The sequence below is a fragment of the Serratia sp. TSA_105.2 genome (assembly GCF_052692115.1).
Map to the genome: position 1 here is coordinate 40,624 of NZ_JBQZFT010000011.1, position 19,366 is coordinate 59,989.

Consider the following 19,366-nt stretch of genomic DNA (forward strand, 5'->3'; position numbering starts at 1 on the left):
ATCCAGGTCACACTGGCAGCAAACCCGACCAGGCTCGTAAATTAAACTGTACGTCTAACGCTTTGGAGTTAAAAATAGCGCCCTTGCAGTAGCCGGGCTTTAGCATTTAATCGATAATTATTTTCATCAACTTGAAATAAAATAACACCATAGGGATTTGGTTCATGAAAACACCTGAGCTGATTTTATTGCAGTTAAAGGCTCTCGGCCCGCACTCGGCCAAAATGCTGGCGGAGCGTCTGGACATCACGCCGATGGGCATCCGACAACATCTGCAATCCCTGGAAAAACGTGAGTTGGTTTGTTACGAAGAAGCGCGCAGCAAGGTCGGCCGCCCGACGCGCTACTGGTCGCTGACCGAACGGGGGCATGCCTATGCCGCCGACGATCAGGCGCGACTGCGGGAATCCGCGCTGCAGCTGTTTGGCGGCGCCGGGGTGGAACCGTTGCTCAGCGCGCGCGAAGATCAGCTTTATCTGCGTTATGCCGAAGAGCTGTCCGCCGAGCGCAGCCATCAGGACCGGTTAGCCCGCCTGGTGCGCCTGCGGCAACACGACGGTTACATGGCAGAATTGCTCGATCATCCACACGGTACGCTGCTGGTGGAAAACCACTGTCCGGTCGGTGTGGCCGGCTCCAGCTGCAGCAGCCTGTGCAATTCCGAGCTGCAGCTGTTTCACCGCCTGTTCGGCAACGACTACCGGGTAGAGCGCACCGCGCACGCCATTTCCGGCTCACGACATTGTGCTTATTTGATTCGACCACGGGAGCTTTAGAGTATGGCTGAATGGGTAAACGGCAAGGTTACGCAGGTAAAACAATGGACCGACGGGCTATTCAGCCTGGTGGTCAATGCCCCTATCGATCCTTTCACCGCCGGGCAATTCGCCAAACTGGCGCTGGAGATCGACGGCGAACGGGTGCAGCGCGCCTATTCCTACGTCAATGCTCCCGATGACGCCAACCTGGAGTTCTATCTGGTCACCGTGCCGGAAGGCAAGCTGAGCCCGCGCCTCAGTCAGCTGCAGCCGGGCTCGGACGTGATGGTAACCAAAGAAGCGGCCGGCTTCTTCGTACTGGACGAGGTGCCCGACTGCGACACGCTGTGGATGCTGGCGACCGGCACCGCCATCGGCCCCTATTTATCGATTCTGCAGCAGGGCATCGGCCTGGAGCGCTTCAACAACCTGGTGCTGGTGCACGCCGCGCGCTTTGCGCGTGACCTCAGCTACCTGCCGCTGATGCAGCAACTGCAGCAGCGCTACAACGGCAAGCTGCGCATCCAGACCGTCGTCAGCCGCGAAGAAACGCCCGGTTCACTGACCGGCCGCGTACCGGCGCTGATCGAGGACGGCCGGCTGGAAGCGGCGATCGGCTTGACCATCGACGCCGAAACCAGCCACGTGATGCTGTGCGGCAACCCGCAAATGGTGCGGGACACACAGCAAACGCTGAAAGATCACCGCGATATGCGCAAGCATCTGCGCCGCAAGCCGGGCCACATCACCAGCGAACACTACTGGTAACCCGGCGAGGGTCAGCGAAACTTCACCGGTTCGGCTTCCGGGCCGAACCGGTTATCTCCCGGCGTGCCGACGAAGGCACCCAGATCGATCATCATCATCACGATAATCAGCGTCGGAATGAAACGCCCGACGCCCCATTGCCAGATCGGCGCCAGCATCTGCCAGTTCCCCGCCGCCAGCATCCACGCCAGGATCAGCAGCAGCGCCCACCAGCCAGCCTTGTTGCGATCGTGCAGGCGTTTGACCAGCACCGCCGCCGTCGGCCACAGCAGCGCCACGATAAAGAAGGCGATGGATTGGATGGCGATCAGCTGATAATTGGCCAGCGTAAACGCCGCCGCCATCAGCGCCAACCACAGCCCCATCCAGATCCAGAAGTCGCGCCGCCCGATGCGGCCCTTAAAAGAAAAACACCACTGTTGTAACGTCATCGATTCCTGCGCTCTAAGCCTGCCCATATTCTGCGCCGCAGTGTAACATAGGCGCTGCCGGGCCGAGTTTTCCGCCTCGCATAACGCGGTGCGCCGCACAGCTTTCTCGTCAGCGAACCGATAATGGCGTGGGATCTTTGACAAGGCCCGCGGGTTATCGCTTTAATCGGAGCCATCTTTGTCCTTGATGCCATACGCCATGCTGAGAAAAACCCTCGTCATCGCCTGCCTGTTGCAGGCCGCCGCCAACGCCTGGGCCGATCCGCCGCCCGCCGATGCAACGCCCGCCGCACCTTACCTGCTGGCCGGGGCGCCGACGTTCGATCTGACGGTGGTCAAATTCCGCGAAAAATACAATCGCGACAACCCGAAGCTGCCGATTGGCGAATTCCGCGCCATTCCCGCCGCCGAAGACGATTCGCCGCTGCTGACGCGCGCCGCCAGCAAACTCAACGAAAACCTGTACGCCTCCACCGCACTGGAGAAAGGCACAGGTAAAATCAAAACATTGCAGATCACTCACCTGCCGCTGCAGCAGGCCAATGAAGAAAAAGCCGCGCGCGCCATCGCCATCAGCTACATGGCGGCGCTGATGCGCCAGTTCGAACCGGCGTTGACGGTGGAACAGAGCCAGAACAAGGTAAACAGCCTGCTGGAAAAAGGCAAAGGATCGCGCTTTTACCAACAGCAGGTCGGCGCCATTCGCTATGTCGTCTCGGACAACGGCGATAAAGGCGTAACCTTCGCGGTTGAACCGATTAAGCTGGCGCTTTCCGAGCCGTAACGGCGCGGCATTTAATGACGAAAAGCAAAGCCTTCGCGCTTAATGATCTCTATACTGTTGGGCAGGTAAACTGCCGGTCCGGCAGTTGTCATTTCGACTCTCGCGTTTTCTAGTTGGAGGAAAAAACATGCGTCATCCATTAGTTATGGGTAACTGGAAGCTTAACGGCAGCACCCACATGGTCAACGAACTGATCGCCGGCCTGCGCAATGAGCTGAGCAGCGTTGACGGCTGTGGCGTCGCCATCGCCCCGCCGGTGATGTATCTGGATCAGGCCAAGCACGCGCTGGCCGGCAGCCGCATCGCGCTGGGCGCGCAGAACGTGGACGTTAACCTGTCCGGCGCCTTCACCGGTGAAGTTTCCGCCAACATGCTGAAAGACGTCGGCGCCCAGTACATCATCATCGGCCACTCCGAGCGTCGCACCTACCACAAAGAAAGCGACGAAGTCATTGCCGAGAAATTCGCCGTACTGAAAGAAGCCGGCCTGATCCCGGTGCTGTGCATCGGTGAAACCGAAGCGGAAAACGCTGCGGGCAAAACTGAAGAAGTGTGCGCGCGCCAGATCGACGCCGTGCTGAAAACGCTGGGCGCACCGGCGATGAAAGGCACCGTGATCGCCTATGAGCCGGTCTGGGCCATCGGTACCGGCAAGTCCGCTACCCCTGCGCAAGCGCAGGCCGTGCACAAATTTATCCGTGACCACATCGCCAAACACGATGCCGCGGTTGCCGCTGAAATCATCATCCAGTACGGCGGTTCGGTGAACGACAAGAACGCCGCAGAGCTGTTCTCTCAGCCGGACATCGACGGCGCGCTGGTTGGCGGCGCCTCGCTGAAAGCCGACGCTTTCGCCGTGATCGTCAAAGCCGCTGCCGCAGCGAAAAAAGCCTGATTGTCTTAGGCTTGCCATAAAAAAACCCCGGCTTGCCGGGGTTTTTTATTACCGCTCAGCCGGCATCAGCGTTTGCTGATCTCATCGAACACGCCACCGGTGGCGAAGTGCACCTTCTGCGCTTCGGTCCAGCCGCCGAAGGTGTCATCCACGGTGAATAGCTTCAGCTGCGGGAACTGCCCGGCAAACTTGGCCGCCACCGCCGCATCGCGCGGACGGTAATAGTGCTGTGCCGCGATGGTCTGCCCTTCCGGCGAATACAGATACTTCAGGTAGGCGGTCGCCACGTCGCGGGTACCGCGTTTATCGACCACCTTATCCACTACCGACACCGTCGGTTCGGCCAGGATCGATTCGCTCGGGGTGATAATCTCGAACTTGTCTTTACCCAGCTCTTTCTCCGCCAGCAGCGCTTCGTTTTCCCAGGCGATCAGTACGTCGCCGATGCCGCGCTCAACGAAGGTGTTGGTCGCGCCGCGCGCGCCGGAATCCAGCACTTCGACGTTCTTGTACAGGTTTTTGACGAACTCCTGCGCCTTGGCTTTATCGTTGTTGTTGTGGTGCAACGCGTAGCCCCAGGCGGCCAGGTAGTTCCAGCGGGCGCCGCCGGAGGTTTTCGGGTTCGGGGTGATCACCGACACGCCCGGCTTGAGCAAATCGGGCCAGTCGTGAATTTGTTTCGGGTTGCCTTTACGCACCAGGAAGACGATGGTCGAGGTGTAAGGCGCCGAGTTGTCCGGCAGGCGTTTGATCCAGTCTTTCTCGATACGCCCGCGTTCGGCGATGGCGTCGACGTCATAGGCCAACGCCAGCGTCACCACGTCGGCCTCGATGCCGTTGATCACCGAGGTCGCCTGTTTGCCGGAGCCGCCGTGCGACTGGCGCACCGTCACCTTGTCGCCGGTTTCCGCCTGATAGTGCTTGCTGAATGCCGTGTTATAAGCCTGATAGAACTCACGCGTCGGATCGTATGACACGTTCAGCAACTGAATATCCTTCGCCATGGCGCCGGACGCCAACAGCACCAATGTCAGACCTACACCCCATTTACGCATCGACAGGCTCTCCCAGAAAATTAAGCGCAACCTCAATCGGTTGATTTAGCATCAGAGCCTGCCAGAAACTCTCCCGGCAATTAAAGAATAAAAAATTTTGGGATAGATGATTCCGGAATATATCGCCAGCGGGCATAAAAAAACCCCCGCGAGCAGAGGCTTTCTTATCGTGCGGTGAGCGGCGTATCAGTACAGCTTTTTCGCCGTTTCCAGCCAGTCGCCCTTGAACGGACGCTTCATGTTTTCGATCGCGTCGATGATGTCGTGGTGCACCATTTTTTCGTTCTGGATACCGACGCAGCGGCCGCCGTAGCCCTGCAGCAGCAGCTCGATGGCGTAGGCGCCCATGCGCGAGGCCAGGATGCGGTCGTAGGCAACCGGTGAACCGCCGCGTTGAATGTGGCCCAGCACGGTGGCGCGGGTTTCACGCTTGGTTTCCTGCTCGATGTGGCGCGCCAGCTCATCGATGTCGCAGATGTGCTCGGTGATCGCCACGATGGCGTGTTTTTTACCCTTGGCGATACCGGCCTTGATTTCGCACACCAGATCTTCGCGGTTGAATTCGATTTCAGGCAGCACGATGAATTCGCAACCGCCGGCAATCGCCGCCGCCAGCGTCAGATCGCCGCAGTAACGGCCCATCACTTCCACGATGGAGATACGCTGGTGCGAAGAGGAGGTATCGCGCAGGCGGTCGATCGCTTCCACCACGGTTTCCAGCGCGGTGAAGTAACCGATGGTGTAGTCGGTGCCGGCAACGTCGTTATCGATGGTGCCCGGCAGACCGATGCACGGGAAGCCTTCTTCCGTCAGGCGTTTGGCGCCCATGTAGGAACCGTCGCCGCCGATCACCACCAGCGCGTCGATGCCGCGATTCTTCAGGTTTTCAATCGCCTTGGCGCGCACGTTTTCATCCCTGAACTCCGGGAAGCGGGCCGAGCCGAGGAAGGTGCCGCCGCGGTTGATCATGTCGGACACGCTATAGCGGTCCAGCTGCTCCATGCGATCTTCGTACAAGCCAAGGTAGCCATCGTAAATACCAAAAACTTCCAGACCTTCTGAAAGCGCAGAACGCACAACGCCGCGGATTGCAGCGTTCATACCCGGCGAATCACCGCCGCTCGTCAGTACACCGATTTTCTTGATCATGACTACCTCTGAACTGTGTAGATGCAATTTCTTAAGAATTCTGTCTCCGCCGATCGTCTTGAAACCTCTCCGGCTGCAGAAAACCAGCTTTACGGCTTATTGCTGGATATTATATCAAAAACACCCAGCTGAATTGATTCAAGTCACGCAATATAACGGTAAAAACACCGCATGGCACGCTGAGCTAACTCAGATATTCATGATAATACTTCGATCTATGCCTCTATCTGATTATAGCTCCCAATGCCCCTGCCTACCCGGCGGCACCACGGAGCACGGATCCAGGTGAATGATGACGTCCGCCCCCGCAAAACGGTGCCGCAACGCCTGTTCCACCTGATCGGCCAACCGATGCGCCTCGCGCAGCGGCAGCGTGTCTTCCATCTCCAGATGCAGCTGGATGAAACGCGTCGGCCCCGACTGCCGCGTGCGCAGATCGTGCGCGCCTTTCACCCCGGGCCAGGAGGAAACCACCTCGATAATCGCCTGGCGTTCGTCATCCGGCAACGCCCGATCCAGCAGCGACTGCACCGCTTCGTAGCCCATGCGCAGCGCGCTATACAGGATGTAAACGCCGATGCCCAGCGCGAACAGCGCGTCCGCCCGCCGGAAGCCGTACCAGCTTAGCCCAAGAGCGATAAGAATAGCACCATTCATCATGACATCTGACTGATAATGCAGCATATCTGCGCGCACCGCCTGGCTGCGGGTTTTTCTGACCACCCAACGTTGATAGGTGACCAGAATCAGGGTGCTGATCAACGCGATTACCGTCACGACGACCCCAACGCCGGGATCGCGCAGCGTTTGCGGCGCATACAGATACTGGAAGCCGGTGAGAAACAGAAACAGGGCGGAACCGGAAATAAACATGCTTTGCGCCAGCGCCGCCAGCGACTCCGCTTTGCCGTGGCCAAAGGTGTGCTCGGCATCGGCCGGCTGCAGCGAATAGCGCACTACCAGAAGGTTGGTCAGCGAGGCGGCGATATCGACCAGCGAATCCACCAGCGCCGCTAGCAGGCTGACCGAACCGGTGTGGTACCAGGCGACGATTTTGATCAACAGCAGCGACGACGCCAGCGCGGTAGCGGCCAACGCAGCGGACTTTACCAGGCGTGCATAGCGCTGTTCCATTAAGGGATCCCGGTCAAAAGGTATGGCGCTCAATATAGCGAAATGTCGGATAAAAAAAACCCCGCCATCATGGCGGGGAAGACAGGGATGGTGTCTATGGCAAGGAAAAACAGGGGACTACTCAGTCGTACTTCACTTCTGGGCAGAAGCTTGCTGCAAACCAGAAATTTGTTGCTCCATCTGCTGCATACGCTGCTGATGTTTCTGGTCTAAAACACTTTTTTGCTCTGGCGTCAGCAGGTTATACATTTGGTTGCGCACCCGGGCCATTTCGACCTGGCGCTTGACCTGCTGTTGGGCCATCTTTTCCGCCTGGGCATACACGGCGGCTTCGTCAAATTTCTCTGCGGTCACCAGTTTATGCATGGCTTCCATTTCAGCTACATTGACACCAGGCAGATCGTGCCGGGCCTGGCGCATCAAATCGCGCATTTGCTGGCGCTGCTGTTCGCTGAGGCTGACACCGTCGAACATATGGTGCTGGCCGGGTATTCGGGTCATCGCGTCATTGCCAGGAGGTTGGGCTGTGTCCGGTATAGTGTCGGCAGCGAAGGCAGCGGTCGAACCAATTGCCAGCAGTGATGCCATAACTAATGCGGTCACCTTACGCATTTCAACTCCTCAAGCTTTCTCACTTTGCGAATCAACGAGGAGCAGTGTACCGCTACACCTGAAAACCTGCGTCAGTGCATGTAAAACTACGTAAAGTCATGGAATGGCAACAGTTGATGACGTATTTTGCGTCTGGAGGTAAATCATAATGAACAAGATTCTGTTAGTTGACGACGACCGCGAGTTGACCTCGCTGTTAAAAGAACTGCTTGAAATGGAAGGTTTTAATATCGTCGTCGCGCACGATGGCGAGCAGGCGTTGTCGCTGCTGGACAGCTCCATCGATCTGCTGCTGCTCGACATCATGATGCCGAAGAAAAACGGCATCGATACGCTGAAAGAACTGCGCCAACATCACCAGACGCCGGTCATCATGCTGACCGCCCGCGGCAGCGAACTGGACCGCGTGCTGGGCCTGGAGCTGGGCGCCGATGATTATCTGCCGAAACCCTTCAACGATCGCGAGCTGGTCGCGCGCATTCGCGCCATTCTGCGCCGTTCCAACTGGAGCGAACAGCAGCAGGTCGACAGCGGCGCCCCGACGCTGGATGTCGATGGCCTGCAGCTCAACCCCGGCCGCCAGGAGGCCAGTTTCGACGGCCAGGTACTGGATCTGACCGGCACCGAATTCACCCTGCTTTACCTGCTGGCACAGCATCTCGGCCAGGTGGTATCACGCGAACTGCTGAGCCAGGAAGTGCTGGGCAAACGCCTGACCCCGTTCGATCGCGCCATTGACATGCATATCTCCAACCTGCGGCGTAAGCTGCCGGACCGCAAAGACGGGCATCCGTGGTTCAAAACCCTGCGCGGGCGTGGTTATTTGATGGTATCTGCAACATGATCAACAGTTTGACGGCACGTATCTTCGCCATTTTCTGGTTCACGTTAGCCCTGGTGCTAATGCTGGTGCTGATGGTGCCCAAGCTCGACTCCCGCCAAATGACCTCTCTGCTCGACAGCGAGCAGCGGCAGGGGTTGATGCTGGAACAGCACGTCGAGGCCGAGTTGCAAAACGATCCGGCCAACGATCTGATGTGGTGGCGCCGCCTGTTCCGCGCCATCGACAAATGGGCGCCGCCGGGCCAACGCCTGCTGCTGGTCACCAGCGAAGGCCGGGTGATCGGCGCGCAGCGTAACGAAATGCAGATCGTCCGCAACTTCATCGGTCAATCCGATAATTCGGATCATCCCAAGAAGAAAAAGTACGGCCGCGTTGAGCTGGTCGGGCCGTTCGCCGTGCGCGACGGCGAAGACAACTACCAGCTGTACCTGATCCGTCCCGCCAACAGCCCGCAATCCGATTTCATCAACCTGATGTTCGATCGGCCGCTGCTGCTGCTGATCGTCACCATGCTGATCAGCGCCCCGCTGCTGCTGTGGCTGGCCTGGAGCCTGGCGAAACCGGCGCGCAAACTGAAAAACGCCGCCGATGACGTGGCGCGCGGTAACCTGAAGCAGCATCCGGAACTGGAGGCCGGCCCGCAGGAGTTTCTGGCCACCGGCGCCAGCTTCAACCAGATGGTCAGCGCGCTGGAGCGCATGATGAACGCGCAGCAACGGCTGATCTCGGACATCTCGCACGAGCTGCGCACGCCGCTGACGCGTCTGCAGCTGGCCACCGCGCTGATGCGCCGCCGCCACGGCGAAGGGCACGAGCTGGCGCGCATCGAAACCGAAGCGCAGCGGCTGGATTCGATGATCAACGATCTGCTGGCGCTGTCGCGCGGACAGCAAAAAGGCGAGCTGGCGCGCGAGCAGTTGAAGGCCAACGACCTGTGGGCCGACGTGCTGGACAACGCCCGTTTCGAAGCGGAACAAATGGGCAAACAGTTGGAGATCACCGCGCCGCCAGGACCGTGGACGCTGTTCGGCAACGCGAGTGCGCTGGACAGCGCGTTGGAAAACATCGTGCGCAACGCCCTGCGTTATTCGCACACCCGCATTGCCGTGGCGTTCAGCGCCGACAATCAGGGCGTGACCATCCAGGTTGACGATGACGGCCCCGGCGTCAGCGCCGAAGATCGCGAACAGATCTTCCGTCCGTTCTACCGCACCGATGAAGCGCGCGACCGCGAATCCGGCGGCACCGGCCTCGGCCTGGCGATCGTCGAAGCGGCGGTCAATCAACATCGCGGCTGGGTGAAGGCCGAAGACAGCCCGCTTGGCGGCCTGCGATTGGTGCTGTGGCTGCCGCTGCATCATCAGCGTTTGTCGACTAAGACAGAACAGTAAGAGTTTGCTATCCTGCGCCCCTCGTTCACGAGGGGCCTGCAACATGCTGAACATCGTTTTATTTGAACCCGAAATTCCACCCAACACCGGCAATATCATCCGCCTGTGCGCCAATACCGGCTTTAACCTGCACCTGATCGAACCGCTGGGATTCCCGTGGGACGACAAGCGCCTGCGCCGCGCCGGGCTGGACTACCATGAGTTCACCCGCGTCAGCCGTCATGCCGATTACGCCGCCTTTCTCGCCGCCGAAAACCCACAGCGGCTGTTTGCCCTCACCACCAAGGGCACGCCGGCGCACAGTGCCGTCAGCTACCAGGCCGGCGACTACCTGCTGTTCGGCCCGGAAACGCGTGGATTGCCTGCCGTCATCCTCGATGCGCTGCCCGCGCAGCAAAAAATCCGCATCCCGATGCAGGCGCAAAGCCGCAGCATGAACCTGTCGAATGCCGTATCGGTGGTAGTGTATGAAGCCTGGCGGCAACTGGACTATGCCGGCGCGCTGATCAAGGCGTAATCCGCGACGACGCGCCATACTTGGAAGGGTTAACCTCTCCAGGCACGGCACATGGCTTTCGTCACAGATATTGTCACCCAGCTTCGCCGGCTCGAACCGGCGCTGAACGAGGCGCTGTTGCGGCTGCAACAGGCGCAAGACACCGAAGCGTTGCACGACTTGCGCGTCTGTCTGCGCCGCATTCGCAGCCTGCTGCGCCCGTTGCGCGGCTGCCCTGGCGCAACGCGGCTCGATCGGGCCGCCGCCGAGTTGGGCCGGCTCACGACGCCGCTGCGCGATCTCGAGGTGCTGATCGCCGAGCTGGCGCGCCATCGCCTCGATTGGCAGGCCAACGTGCGCCGGAGCGATCTTCAGGCTCGCTGCCGTCAACTGCTCGCTTATCCGCAGCTCATCGACTTTCCCTCGCTGTTGCACGCCTGGCCACGTCACTTTCGCCGCACGGCGCGGCGCGTCGCCAAACACCGCCTGAACCGGCGCCTGCAGCGCCAGCAGCGGCAACTGCGCCGGGCATTGGCCGATACCGGCTACGATCGCCACCGCCTGCGGCTACTGATAAAACGCCTGCGTTACGCGGCCGAAGCCTATCCGCAACGCCTCCCCCTCTCTCCCGCCGCGATGGCGGGCCTCAAGGCGGCGCAAAACGCCCTCGGCGATTGGCACGATCGGGAGATCTGGTGTCTGCAGGCCGAGCATCAGGCGGATCTCTGGCCGTTGTTGCCCCTATGGCAAGTTGAGCAACGCCAGGCGCTGGCCAGCGCGAACGCCTTACTCGCCGCCTTATCGTCGGCGCTGGCGGCGAAAACCAGCGGCGCATCACGATCCTGAAAAAAGGCCACGGCAGGGCACGCCCGGCCCCGAAAATGCCCGATGAGGCGCAGATAATGCGCTATGTTTTGTAAGGGTAACCACCACTCATCATAGGAAACCATATGAAGAAACAACGCTTGAGCGTTGCCATGGCGGTTCTGGCAGCGGGCCTGTTGCTGGCAGGCTGTTCGTCCAAAGTCACCCAAACGTCGCAGTATTCGGGCTTCTTGTCCGATTACAGCAAGCTGCAGGAAACCAACTCGCCAAGCGGCCATAAAACGCTGCGCTGGGTAGATCCAAGCTACAAGGAATCCAACTATCGCGGCATCTATTTCCAACCGGTGGTCTATTTCCCGGCGGAGAAGCCCACGGCGCGCGTCAGCCAGGACACGCTGAACAAGATTAAGGCCTACGCGACCCAGCGGATCAAAACCGCGCTGCAGAATCGCTTTACCATTCTGCCAAGCCCGACGGGCTCACGCGTGCTGGTGGCCAAGCTCGCCATCACCGCCGTTTCCGCCGAAAATGAAGACATGAAGTTCTATGAGGTGGTGCCGGTCGCCGCCGTAGTCGCCAGCACCATGGCGGCGACCGGGCACCGGACGCAAAATACCGCGCTGTATATCGAAGGTGAGCTGATCGACCAGGATACCGGTAAAACGGTGATGGAAGTGGTACGCAAGGCCTACGGTAAAACCGTCAACAACGACAGCACGCCGGTCACGGCGGATGACGTCAAGGCGGCGATCGACGACATCGTTACCGATATCACCAACTTCCCGAAACAGGGCTGACCGCCGCCGGAAAAACGCAGGGGGAGCCGAAGCTCCCCCTGAATGGCTACGCAAACGGCACTCAAATACCGTCGCCGTACTCGAAGCCGTGATTGCTACCGTTGAAGTATTGGTCCATATCCATCGACGGCGTGTCGCTCTCCGGCCGCCCGACGATGCGCGCCGGCACGCCGGCGGCGGTGGTGTGCGGCGGTATCGCCTGCAAGACCACCGAGCCCGCGCCGATCTTCGCGCCCTTGCCCACTTCGATATTGCCGAGAATTTTGGCGCCGGCGCCAATCATCACCCCTTCGCGGATTTTCGGGTGACGGTCGCCGCTGGTTTTACCGGTACCGCCCAGGGTAACCGACTGCAGGATAGAAACGTTGTTCTCCACCACCGCCGTTTCACCGATCACGATGCCGGTGGCGTGGTCGAGCATGATGCCGCAGCCGATGGTCGCCGCCGGGTGGATGTCCACGCCGAAGGCGACGGAAATTTGATTTTGCAGGTAGATAGCCAGCGCTTGCCGCCCTTGCTGCCACAGCCAGTGACCGATGCGGTAAGCCTGCAGCGCATGGAACCCTTTCAGGTAAAGCAGCGGCGTGGAGTATTTATCGACCGCCGGGTCGCGCAACCGCACCGCGAGAATATCGCGCGCCGCCGAAACGATCATCTGGTTGTCGGACTTGTAGGCCTCTTCCACCACCTCGCGCACCGCGATGGCGGGCATGATCGGCGTCGCCAGCTTGTTGGCCAGCATATAGCTGAGCGCGCTGCCCAGGTTCTCGTGCTTGAGCAACGTCGCATGGAAAAAGCTGGCCAGCATCGGTTCACAATCAGCCAGTGCTCGCGCTTCTGATTTAATGCTGTTCCAGACCTGTTCCAACTCTTCTGACGACATCACATACCCCTTTACCTTGCCAAACGGGCCGCTTCGCACGGTAGCGCGAAGCGGCCCAGGTCATTTGCGGGGTCAGCATTCTGCTGCCCCGGCATATCGTTTTATGTCACGCGCTGGGTTTTTCGTCCTTTCGGGCTCGCCCCAGCAGGCTCAGCGCCGCTTCGCGGGCGTCCTTGTGGCAGTAAAGCACCTGATAAATCTGTTCGGTAATCGGCATTTCCACGCCGTGCCGCTGCGCCAGCGCCAACACCTCTTTGGTATTGCGGTAGCCCTCGACCACCTGGCCGATGCTGTCCTGCGCTTCCTGCACGCCTTTGCCTTGCCCCAGCATAATGCCGAAGCGGCGGTTGCGCGATTGGTTATCCGTACAGGTTAGCACCAGATCCCCCAGCCCCGCCATGCCCATGAACGTCGAAGGATCGGCGCCCAGCGCAGAACCCAGACGGCTCATTTCCGCCAGCCCACGTGTAATCAACGCGGTGCGGGCGTTGGCGCCGAAACCGATGCCGTCGGACATGCCGGCGCCAATGGCGATCACGTTCTTCACCGCGCCGCCAAGCTGCACGCCGATGAAGTCGGGATTGCTGTAGACGCGGAAGCTCTTGCCGCAGTGCAACAGCTGTTGCAGATCGTCGGCGAACTGCGCATCGGTCGCCGCCAGCGCGATCGCCGTCGGCAGGCCGGCGGCCAGCTCTTTGGCGAACGTCGGCCCGGAGAGCACCGCCAGCGGGATCGTCTCGCCCAGCGCCTCACGCGCCACGTCCTGCAGCAACCGGCCGGTTTCCGCTTCCAGCCCCTTGGTAGCCCACACGATGCGGGCGTCCGCGCGCAGATGCGGCTTCAGCTGGCGCAGCACGTCGCCGAACACGTGGCTCGGCACCACCACCAGCACGTCGCGGCTGGCCGCCAGCACACGCGCCAAATCGGCTTCAAGCAGCAGGGTATCGGGGAAGGGAACGTCGGGCAGAAATGCCTGATTGCAGCGATCTTGCTGCAACGTTTGAATTTGCGCGGGGTTGTGCCCCCACAGCACCACGGTGTGGCCGTTACGCGCCAGCGTAATGGCCAATGCGGTGCCGTACGAGCCGGCACCGATGACAGTCATTGAAGCATTGACGGTGTTCATCAGGCATCCTGATGTGGTGCGGCACCTTCGCCTTCCGCCTGCTGCTGCAGATAGTTCATGAACAGCGCGTCAAAGTTGACCGGTGCCAGGTTCAGCTGCGGGAATGTACCGCGGGAAACCAGGCTGGTGATGCACTCGCGCGCATACGGGAACAGGATGTTCGGGCAGTATGCACCCAGGCAATGCGCCAGCTGCGTGCCTTCGATGCCTGCTACCGAGAAGATGCCCGCCTGTTGCACTTCGCACAGGAACGCAGTTTCTTCGCCCAGGCTCGCCGTCACGGTTACGCGCAGTACCACTTCATACACTTCGTCAGCCAGCTGGCTGGACGCGGTATCCAGATCAAGTTTAACTTCCGGCTGCCATTCCTGCTGGAAAACCTGCGGCGCGTTCGGCGCTTCGAAGGAGATGTCCTTGGTATAAATACGTTGGATCTGGAAAGCCATTTCGGTGCTGTTTTGTTCTGACATGTGAGTAATACCCTTGGTTAAACGTCCTTATTGACACTCGGTGAACCGGCAAGCTGCTTAAAGCAGCGGATCCAGGCCGCCGCGAGCATCGAGTTCATATAAATCATCGCAGCCGCCGATATGCCGGCCATCGATGAAAATCTGCGGCACCGTGGTGCGCCCGCTGCGCTCGATCATCACTTCGCGCTTGGCGTTATCGCCGTCGATGGCGATCTCGTTAAACGCCGCGCCCTTGCTGTTCAACAGCGCCTTGGCGCGATGGCAGAACGGACAGGTCGCTTTGGTGTAGATATCAATGTTAGCCATGGATTGCCACCTCAAATAGGTTAAACGGTTACTTACCGCGCACCAGCGGCAGGTTTTCTCCGCTCCAGCCGGAAATGCCGTCTTTCAGCATCGTCACCTTTTCAAAACCGGCCTTGCTCAGGTTCTCCGCCGGCTCGCGGGAGGCGGTGCCGTTGGCGCACACGACGATGATCGGCTGCGCTTTGTGTTTTTCCAGCTCGCCCAGGCTGCCGCTTTTGATTTCGCTGGCGGTCAGGTTGATGGCGCTGGCCAGGTGACCACGGCGGAAATCGTCGCGGCTGCGGGTGTCGACCACCACAGCTTCTTCTTTGTTGATCAGGCGAATAGCTTCACCGCGGGCGATCTCTTTGACCTTGGAGAAACGGCTTTTGAAGGTCATGACGATCACGGCAACCAGCAGAGCGATCCAAGCCAGGCTCAGAATAGGGTGTCTGCTTACGAATGGCATAATTTCTTGCAGCATGGGGTGTAACAACTCCCGTCAGTTAAGGGATAAATAAGTCAAGGTTCCAGAGTATACCTGCCGAGTGCGGCAAATACAGCCAATAAGCAAGCGCGATTGTAGAAACTGCGGGCTGCGCTGAGAAATTCCCGACGTCAGAGCATAAAAGCCCGCGCGATTCGCCGCAACCTTGATCTCTTTGGGCTATTTATCGCCGCCGGCGGTGTAAAATCAGCCGGTTTTTCGAGGGTGAATAGCCATGCCTGCGGCGGGCGCATGGCTATTCGCAGCTTAAAAAGTTCATAAGAGGTCAATGCAATGTCGAGCAACAAAAAACCGATGGTACTGGTGATCCTGGACGGTTACGGCCATCGTGAAGAGCGGCAGGACAACGCGATCCTGAACGCCGGCACCCCGGTGATGGACCGTCTGTGGCGGGAGCAGCCGCATACGCTGATCGCCGCTTCCGGGCTGGATGTCGGCCTGCCCGATGGGCAAATGGGCAACTCCGAAGTCGGCCACGTCAACCTGGGCGCCGGGCGCATCGTGTACCAGGATCTGACCCGGCTGGACAAAGCGATCGCCGACGGCGACTTCTTCGCCAACCCGGTGCTGACCGCCGCCGTCGATAAGGCCGTAGCGGCCGGCAAGGCAGTGCATATCATGGGCCTGCTGTCGCCGGGCGGCGTGCACAGTCACGACGAGCACATCCTGGCCATGATCAAGCTGGCCGCCAAACGCGGCGCCAAAGCCGTTTATCTGCATGCCTTCCTCGACGGGCGCGACACGCCGCCGCGCAGCGCCGAAGCCCCGCTGCAACGCTGCCGCGACGCCTTCGCCGCGTTGGGCGTCGGGCGCATCGCCTCGCTGATCGGCCGCTACTACGCGATGGACCGCGACAACCGCTGGGATCGCGTGCAGCTGGCCTATGACCTGCTGACCGCGGCCAAAGGCGACGCCGTGGCCGAGGATGCGGTCGCCGGTTTGCAGGCCGCCTACCAGCGCGGTGAAAACGACGAGTTCGTCAGACCGACCGTGATCCGCGCCGCCGGTGAGGCCGATGCCGCGATGCAGGACGGCGACGCGTTGATCTTCATGAACTTCCGCGCCGACCGCGCGCGCCAGATCACCCGCGCCTTCGTGAACGCAGATTTCGACGGTTTCCCGCGCGCCAAGCAAGTGCAGTTCGGCGATTTCGTGATGCTGACCGAATACGCCGCCGACATCGCGACCGCTTGCGCCTATCCGCCGGCGTCGCTGGCCAACACCTTCGGCGAATGGCTGATGAAGCACGACAAAACCCAGCTGCGCATCTCGGAAACCGAAAAATACGCCCACGTTACCTTCTTCTATAACGGCGGCGTGGAAGCGCCATTCAAGGGCGAAGACCGCGTGCTGGTCAACTCGCCGAAAGTCGCCACCTACGATCTGCAGCCGGAGATGAGCGCCGCCGAGCTGACCGACAAGCTGCTGAGCGCCATCCGCAGCGGCAAATACGACGCCATTATCTGCAACTACCCGAACGGCGACATGGTGGGGCATACCGGCGTGTATGAAGCGGCGGTCAAAGCGGTGGAGACGCTGGACGCCTGCATCGCCCAGGTGGTTGACGCGGTGCGCGACGTCGACGGCCAGCTGCTGATCACCGCCGATCACGGCAACGCCGAGCAGATGCGCGATCCCGCCACCGGCCAGGCGCACACCGCCCACACCAGCCTGCCGGTGCCATTGATTTACGTCGGCAAACCGGCGCGGGCGATCGAGGGCGGCAAGCTTTCGGACATCGCGCCAACCCTGTTAACGCTGATGGGAATGGAAATCCCGCAAGAGATGACTGGTAAGCCGCTGTTCATCGTGGAATAATCCTTCTCCATGAGGGAGAAGGCGTTTTTTGCACTATCAAGGGTAACCCGAAGCGCAAACGCAGGCAGCCGGCCGCTGCCTGAACGCACCGCGCCAAGGACGTTCACCGCCATGTGCGCCAGCGTATTTTGCGCTGGCGTCTTGCTGTTGCCGCTCGCCGGCCAGGCGGCGGAAGACAATAAATCCCAGCTGAAAGACATCCAGCAGAGCATCGCCGAGAAAGAAAAAGCGGTGAAGCAGCAGCAACAACAGCGCAGCTCGCTGCAGGATCAGCTGCGTCAGCAGGAAAAAACCATCGCCCAGGCCAGCCGCCAGTTGCGCGACACCCAGGGCACGCTCACCCAGTTGGGCAAGGACATTTCCGGCCTGAACGCCTCGATAGCCAAACTGCAAAAGCAGCAATCGGCCCAACAAAACCTCCTCGCCAAACAGCTCGACGCCGCCTTCCGGCAAGGGCAGCACAGCGCCGTGCAGCTGATCCTCAGCGGTGAAGAAAGCCAGCGCAGCGAACGTATTCTGGCCTATTTCGGCTATCTGAACGAAGCGCGCCAGAAAACCATCGAAGAGCTGAAGCAGACCCGCGCCGAACTGGCAAAGCAAAAAACCACGCTGGTGGCCAAACAGGGCCAGCAAAAATCCTTACTGGGCGAGCAACAGACGCAGCAGCAGAAGCTGGAGCAGGCGCGCGGCGCCCGCAAGAAAACGCTGACCGCGCTGGAAGCCTCCCTGGAAAAAGACCAACAACGCCTGGTGGAACTGCGCCAGAACGAAGCCCGCATGCGCGACAAGATCGCTCGGGCGGAGCGCGAAGCCCGTGCGCGCGCCGAACGCGAAGCGCGTGAAGCGGCCAAGGTGCGCGAACAGGTGCGCATCAAGGAGCAGCAGGCGAAGAAAACCGGCACCACCTACAAACCTAGCGAAGCCGATCGATCGCTGATGGCGCGAACCGGCGGTCTCGGTCGTCCGGCCGGCCAGCTGATGTGGCCGGTGCGCGGGCGCACGCTGCACGGCTTTGGCGAACAGCAGCAGGGCGAGCTACGCTGGAAAGGCATGGTGATCGAAGCCCGCGAAGGCAGCGAAGTGAAAGCCGTCGCCGATGGCCGCGTGCTGCTGGCCGACTGGCTGCAAGGCTATGGCCTGATGGTAGTGGTCGAACACGGTAAAGGCGACATGAGCGTGTACGGCTATAACCAAAGCGCGTTGGTCAACGTCGGGGCGCAGGTGCGCGCCGGCCAGCCGATCGCTCTGGTCGGCACCAGCGGCGGCCAGGGAACGCCGTCGCTCTATTTCGAAATCCGTCGTCAGGGACAGGCGGTTAACCCACTGCCGTGGTTGGGAAGATAGATTTGCGTTATGTCAAAACCCGTACAGCTCTGTTAATAGGCTGTCTGCTGCAGGTTTACGCTGCGCAGGCAGGAAAACTCTCCATCGTCATCGATGACGTGGGCTACCGCCCTCACGAAGAAAACGCGGTGCTGCAAATGCCGACGGCAATCTCGGTCGCGGTGTTGCCCAACGCGCCGCATGCCCGCCTGATGGCCACCCGCGCCCACAGCCAGGGCCGTGAAGTCTTGATCCACATGCCGATGGCGCCGCTGAGCAAGCAGCCGCTGGAGCGCGATACCCTGCAGCCTTCCATGAGCAGCGAAGAGATCCAGCGCATCATCCGCAACGCGGTGAACAACGTGCCCTACGCGGTCGGCATGAACAACCACATGGGCAGCGCCATGACCTCCAGCCTGCCGGGCATGCAGAAAGTAATGCAGGCGCTCGAAAGCTACCGCCTGTACTTCCTCGACAGCATGACCATCGGCAACAGCCAGGCGACCCGCGCCGCGGCAGGCACCGGCGTGAAAGTGATCAAACGCAAGGTGTTCCTCGACGATACCGCGAACGAAGCCGACATCCGTCGCCAGTTCAACCGCGCGGTCGAATTGGCACGGCGCAACGGCTCTGCCATCGCCATCGGCCACCCGCGCCCGGCGACGGTGAAGGTGCTGCAGCAGATGCTGCCGTCGCTGCCCGCCGATATCGTGCTGGTCAAACCGAGCGCGCTGCTGAATGAACCGCAGGGCAACGGCGGCGGCAGCTACGTCCCTCCGCCGGTCAAACCGCAAAAACCGCAGCCGAAGAACCCATTCAGCGGTGGCATCAAGCAGTGCAAGGTCAAACCGCCGAAGGAAAAAACCAACGCCGGCACCGCGCTGGGCATCATCGCCGACAGCATCGCCACCTCGCCACCGGTGACCTTCATCAAGCGTCATTGGCAGCACTGGACGCAAGCCAAACCGCAAACATAAAAAAAGGCCGGAATTCCGGCCCTTTTCACATCAGCCG

Annotated in this window: 22 protein-coding genes; 12 read left to right on the forward strand and 10 right to left on the reverse strand. The window is 60.4% G+C overall.

Annotated elements, in window-relative coordinates:
* Window positions 1–164: 164 nt before the first annotated feature.
* Entirely contained in the window at window positions 165–776 is a 612-nt protein-coding gene (locus ACUTSC_RS21930; RefSeq protein ID WP_141971941.1) for a helix-turn-helix transcriptional regulator, read from the forward strand.
* Window positions 777–779: 3 nt separating this feature from the next.
* On the forward strand, window positions 780–1,526 hold the full coding sequence (gene fpr, locus ACUTSC_RS21935; protein ID WP_197768769.1) for a ferredoxin--NADP(+) reductase: 747 nt from the start codon (window positions 780–782) through the stop codon (window positions 1,524–1,526).
* Window positions 1,527–1,537: 11 nt separating this feature from the next.
* Here fpr and ACUTSC_RS21940 read toward each other — a convergent pair whose 3' ends face one another.
* On the reverse strand, window positions 1,538–1,957 hold the full coding sequence (locus ACUTSC_RS21940; RefSeq protein WP_033639143.1) for a DUF805 domain-containing protein: 420 nt from the start codon (window positions 1,955–1,957) through the stop codon (window positions 1,538–1,540).
* A gap of 199 nt (window positions 1,958–2,156) precedes the next feature.
* On the opposite strand from ACUTSC_RS21940, the gene ACUTSC_RS21945 reads away from it, so the two are divergent.
* Together ACUTSC_RS21945 and tpiA are read left to right on the forward strand one after the other, a co-directional pair.
* Complete coding sequence (locus tag ACUTSC_RS21945; protein WP_063991320.1) at window positions 2,157–2,741, forward strand: DUF1454 family protein; 585 nt, start codon at window positions 2,157–2,159, stop codon at window positions 2,739–2,741.
* A 127-nt stretch (window positions 2,742–2,868) separates the two neighbouring features.
* Window positions 2,869–3,636, forward strand: coding sequence for a triose-phosphate isomerase (gene tpiA / locus ACUTSC_RS21950; protein ID WP_004931113.1), 768 nt, complete (start codon window positions 2,869–2,871; stop codon window positions 3,634–3,636).
* Between the two features lie 65 nt (window positions 3,637–3,701).
* On the opposite strand, the gene ACUTSC_RS21955 is transcribed toward tpiA, so the two are convergent.
* The 4 genes from ACUTSC_RS21955 to cpxP form a co-directional block, all read right to left on the reverse strand.
* Window positions 3,702–4,691: a sulfate ABC transporter substrate-binding protein gene (locus ACUTSC_RS21955; RefSeq protein ID WP_197766324.1), complete on the reverse strand. Its 990-nt coding sequence runs from the start codon at window positions 4,689–4,691 to the stop codon at window positions 3,702–3,704.
* A 186-nt stretch (window positions 4,692–4,877) separates the two neighbouring features.
* Window positions 4,878–5,840 carry a 6-phosphofructokinase gene (gene pfkA / locus ACUTSC_RS21960; RefSeq protein ID WP_004931116.1) on the reverse strand — a complete coding sequence of 321 codons (963 nt, stop codon included), beginning with the start codon at window positions 5,838–5,840 and terminating at the stop codon, window positions 4,878–4,880.
* A gap of 231 nt (window positions 5,841–6,071) precedes the next feature.
* Window positions 6,072–6,974: a CDF family cation-efflux transporter FieF gene (fieF, locus tag ACUTSC_RS21965; RefSeq protein ID WP_197768770.1), complete on the reverse strand. Its 903-nt coding sequence runs from the start codon at window positions 6,972–6,974 to the stop codon at window positions 6,072–6,074.
* A gap of 132 nt (window positions 6,975–7,106) precedes the next feature.
* Window positions 7,107–7,586, reverse strand: coding sequence for a cell-envelope stress modulator CpxP (gene cpxP / locus ACUTSC_RS21970; protein ID WP_004931122.1), 480 nt, complete (start codon window positions 7,584–7,586; stop codon window positions 7,107–7,109).
* Window positions 7,587–7,734: 148 nt separating this feature from the next.
* Here cpxP and cpxR point away from each other — a divergent pair, with 148 nt between their 5' ends.
* The 5 genes from cpxR to ACUTSC_RS21995 all read left to right on the forward strand — a co-directional run bounded on the left by cpxR (window position 7,735) and on the right by ACUTSC_RS21995 (window position 11,939).
* A complete protein-coding gene (cpxR, locus tag ACUTSC_RS21975) occupies window positions 7,735–8,430 on the forward strand; it encodes an envelope stress response regulator transcription factor CpxR (RefSeq protein ID WP_063991316.1) in 696 nt (231 codons plus the stop codon).
* Window positions 8,427–9,821 carry an envelope stress sensor histidine kinase CpxA gene (gene cpxA / locus ACUTSC_RS21980; protein WP_048232185.1) on the forward strand — a complete coding sequence of 465 codons (1,395 nt, stop codon included), beginning with the start codon at window positions 8,427–8,429 and terminating at the stop codon, window positions 9,819–9,821. Before cpxR ends, cpxA begins: the two co-directional genes overlap by 4 nt.
* 43 nt (window positions 9,822–9,864) lie before the next feature.
* The gene (gene trmL, locus ACUTSC_RS21985) at window positions 9,865–10,338 is read left to right on the forward strand and encodes a tRNA (uridine(34)/cytosine(34)/5-carboxymethylaminomethyluridine(34)-2'-O)-methyltransferase TrmL (RefSeq protein ID WP_197768771.1); all 474 of its coding nucleotides are present in this window, start codon (window positions 9,865–9,867) and stop codon (window positions 10,336–10,338) included.
* Window positions 10,339–10,389: 51 nt separating this feature from the next.
* Window positions 10,390–11,163, forward strand: coding sequence for a CHAD domain-containing protein (locus ACUTSC_RS21990; protein ID WP_197768772.1), 774 nt, complete (start codon window positions 10,390–10,392; stop codon window positions 11,161–11,163).
* Between the two features lie 104 nt (window positions 11,164–11,267).
* Window positions 11,268–11,939, forward strand: a complete 672-nt coding sequence (locus ACUTSC_RS21995) for a DUF3313 family protein (protein ID WP_197768773.1) — start codon at window positions 11,268–11,270, stop codon at window positions 11,937–11,939.
* Window positions 11,940–12,000: 61 nt separating this feature from the next.
* Here ACUTSC_RS21995 and cysE read toward each other — a convergent pair whose 3' ends face one another.
* The 5 genes from cysE to ACUTSC_RS22020 form a co-directional block, all read right to left on the reverse strand.
* The gene (cysE, locus tag ACUTSC_RS22000) at window positions 12,001–12,822 is read right to left on the reverse strand and encodes a serine O-acetyltransferase (protein WP_063991312.1); all 822 of its coding nucleotides are present in this window, start codon (window positions 12,820–12,822) and stop codon (window positions 12,001–12,003) included.
* Window positions 12,823–12,928: 106 nt separating this feature from the next.
* The gene (gene gpsA / locus ACUTSC_RS22005) at window positions 12,929–13,948 is read right to left on the reverse strand and encodes an NAD(P)H-dependent glycerol-3-phosphate dehydrogenase (protein WP_197768774.1); all 1,020 of its coding nucleotides are present in this window, start codon (window positions 13,946–13,948) and stop codon (window positions 12,929–12,931) included.
* Window positions 13,948–14,418 carry a protein-export chaperone SecB gene (secB, locus tag ACUTSC_RS22010; protein ID WP_025304678.1) on the reverse strand — a complete coding sequence of 157 codons (471 nt, stop codon included), beginning with the start codon at window positions 14,416–14,418 and terminating at the stop codon, window positions 13,948–13,950. The genes gpsA and secB overlap by 1 nt, the downstream gene beginning before the upstream one ends.
* A 57-nt stretch (window positions 14,419–14,475) precedes the next feature.
* Window positions 14,476–14,724 carry a glutaredoxin 3 gene (grxC, locus tag ACUTSC_RS22015; protein WP_004931142.1) on the reverse strand — a complete coding sequence of 83 codons (249 nt, stop codon included), beginning with the start codon at window positions 14,722–14,724 and terminating at the stop codon, window positions 14,476–14,478.
* 28 nt (window positions 14,725–14,752) lie between these two features.
* Complete coding sequence (locus tag ACUTSC_RS22020; protein WP_063991310.1) at window positions 14,753–15,187, reverse strand: rhodanese-like domain-containing protein; 435 nt, start codon at window positions 15,185–15,187, stop codon at window positions 14,753–14,755.
* Between the two features lie 297 nt (window positions 15,188–15,484).
* Here ACUTSC_RS22020 and gpmM point away from each other — a divergent pair, with 297 nt between their 5' ends.
* Genes gpmM through ACUTSC_RS22035 form a run of 3 tightly spaced genes read left to right on the forward strand, consistent with a single transcriptional unit; the run spans window position 15,485 to window position 19,329 of the window.
* Window positions 15,485–17,029: a 2,3-bisphosphoglycerate-independent phosphoglycerate mutase gene (gpmM, locus tag ACUTSC_RS22025; protein WP_197768775.1), complete on the forward strand. Its 1,545-nt coding sequence runs from the start codon at window positions 15,485–15,487 to the stop codon at window positions 17,027–17,029.
* 9 nt (window positions 17,030–17,038) lie between these two features.
* Window positions 17,039–18,373, forward strand: coding sequence for a murein hydrolase activator EnvC (gene envC / locus ACUTSC_RS22030; RefSeq protein ID WP_130017759.1), 1,335 nt, complete (start codon window positions 17,039–17,041; stop codon window positions 18,371–18,373).
* A 2-nt stretch (window positions 18,374–18,375) separates the two neighbouring features.
* A complete protein-coding gene (locus ACUTSC_RS22035) occupies window positions 18,376–19,329 on the forward strand; it encodes a divergent polysaccharide deacetylase family protein (RefSeq protein ID WP_060453250.1) in 954 nt (317 codons plus the stop codon).
* Window positions 19,330–19,366: the final 37 nt, after the last annotated feature.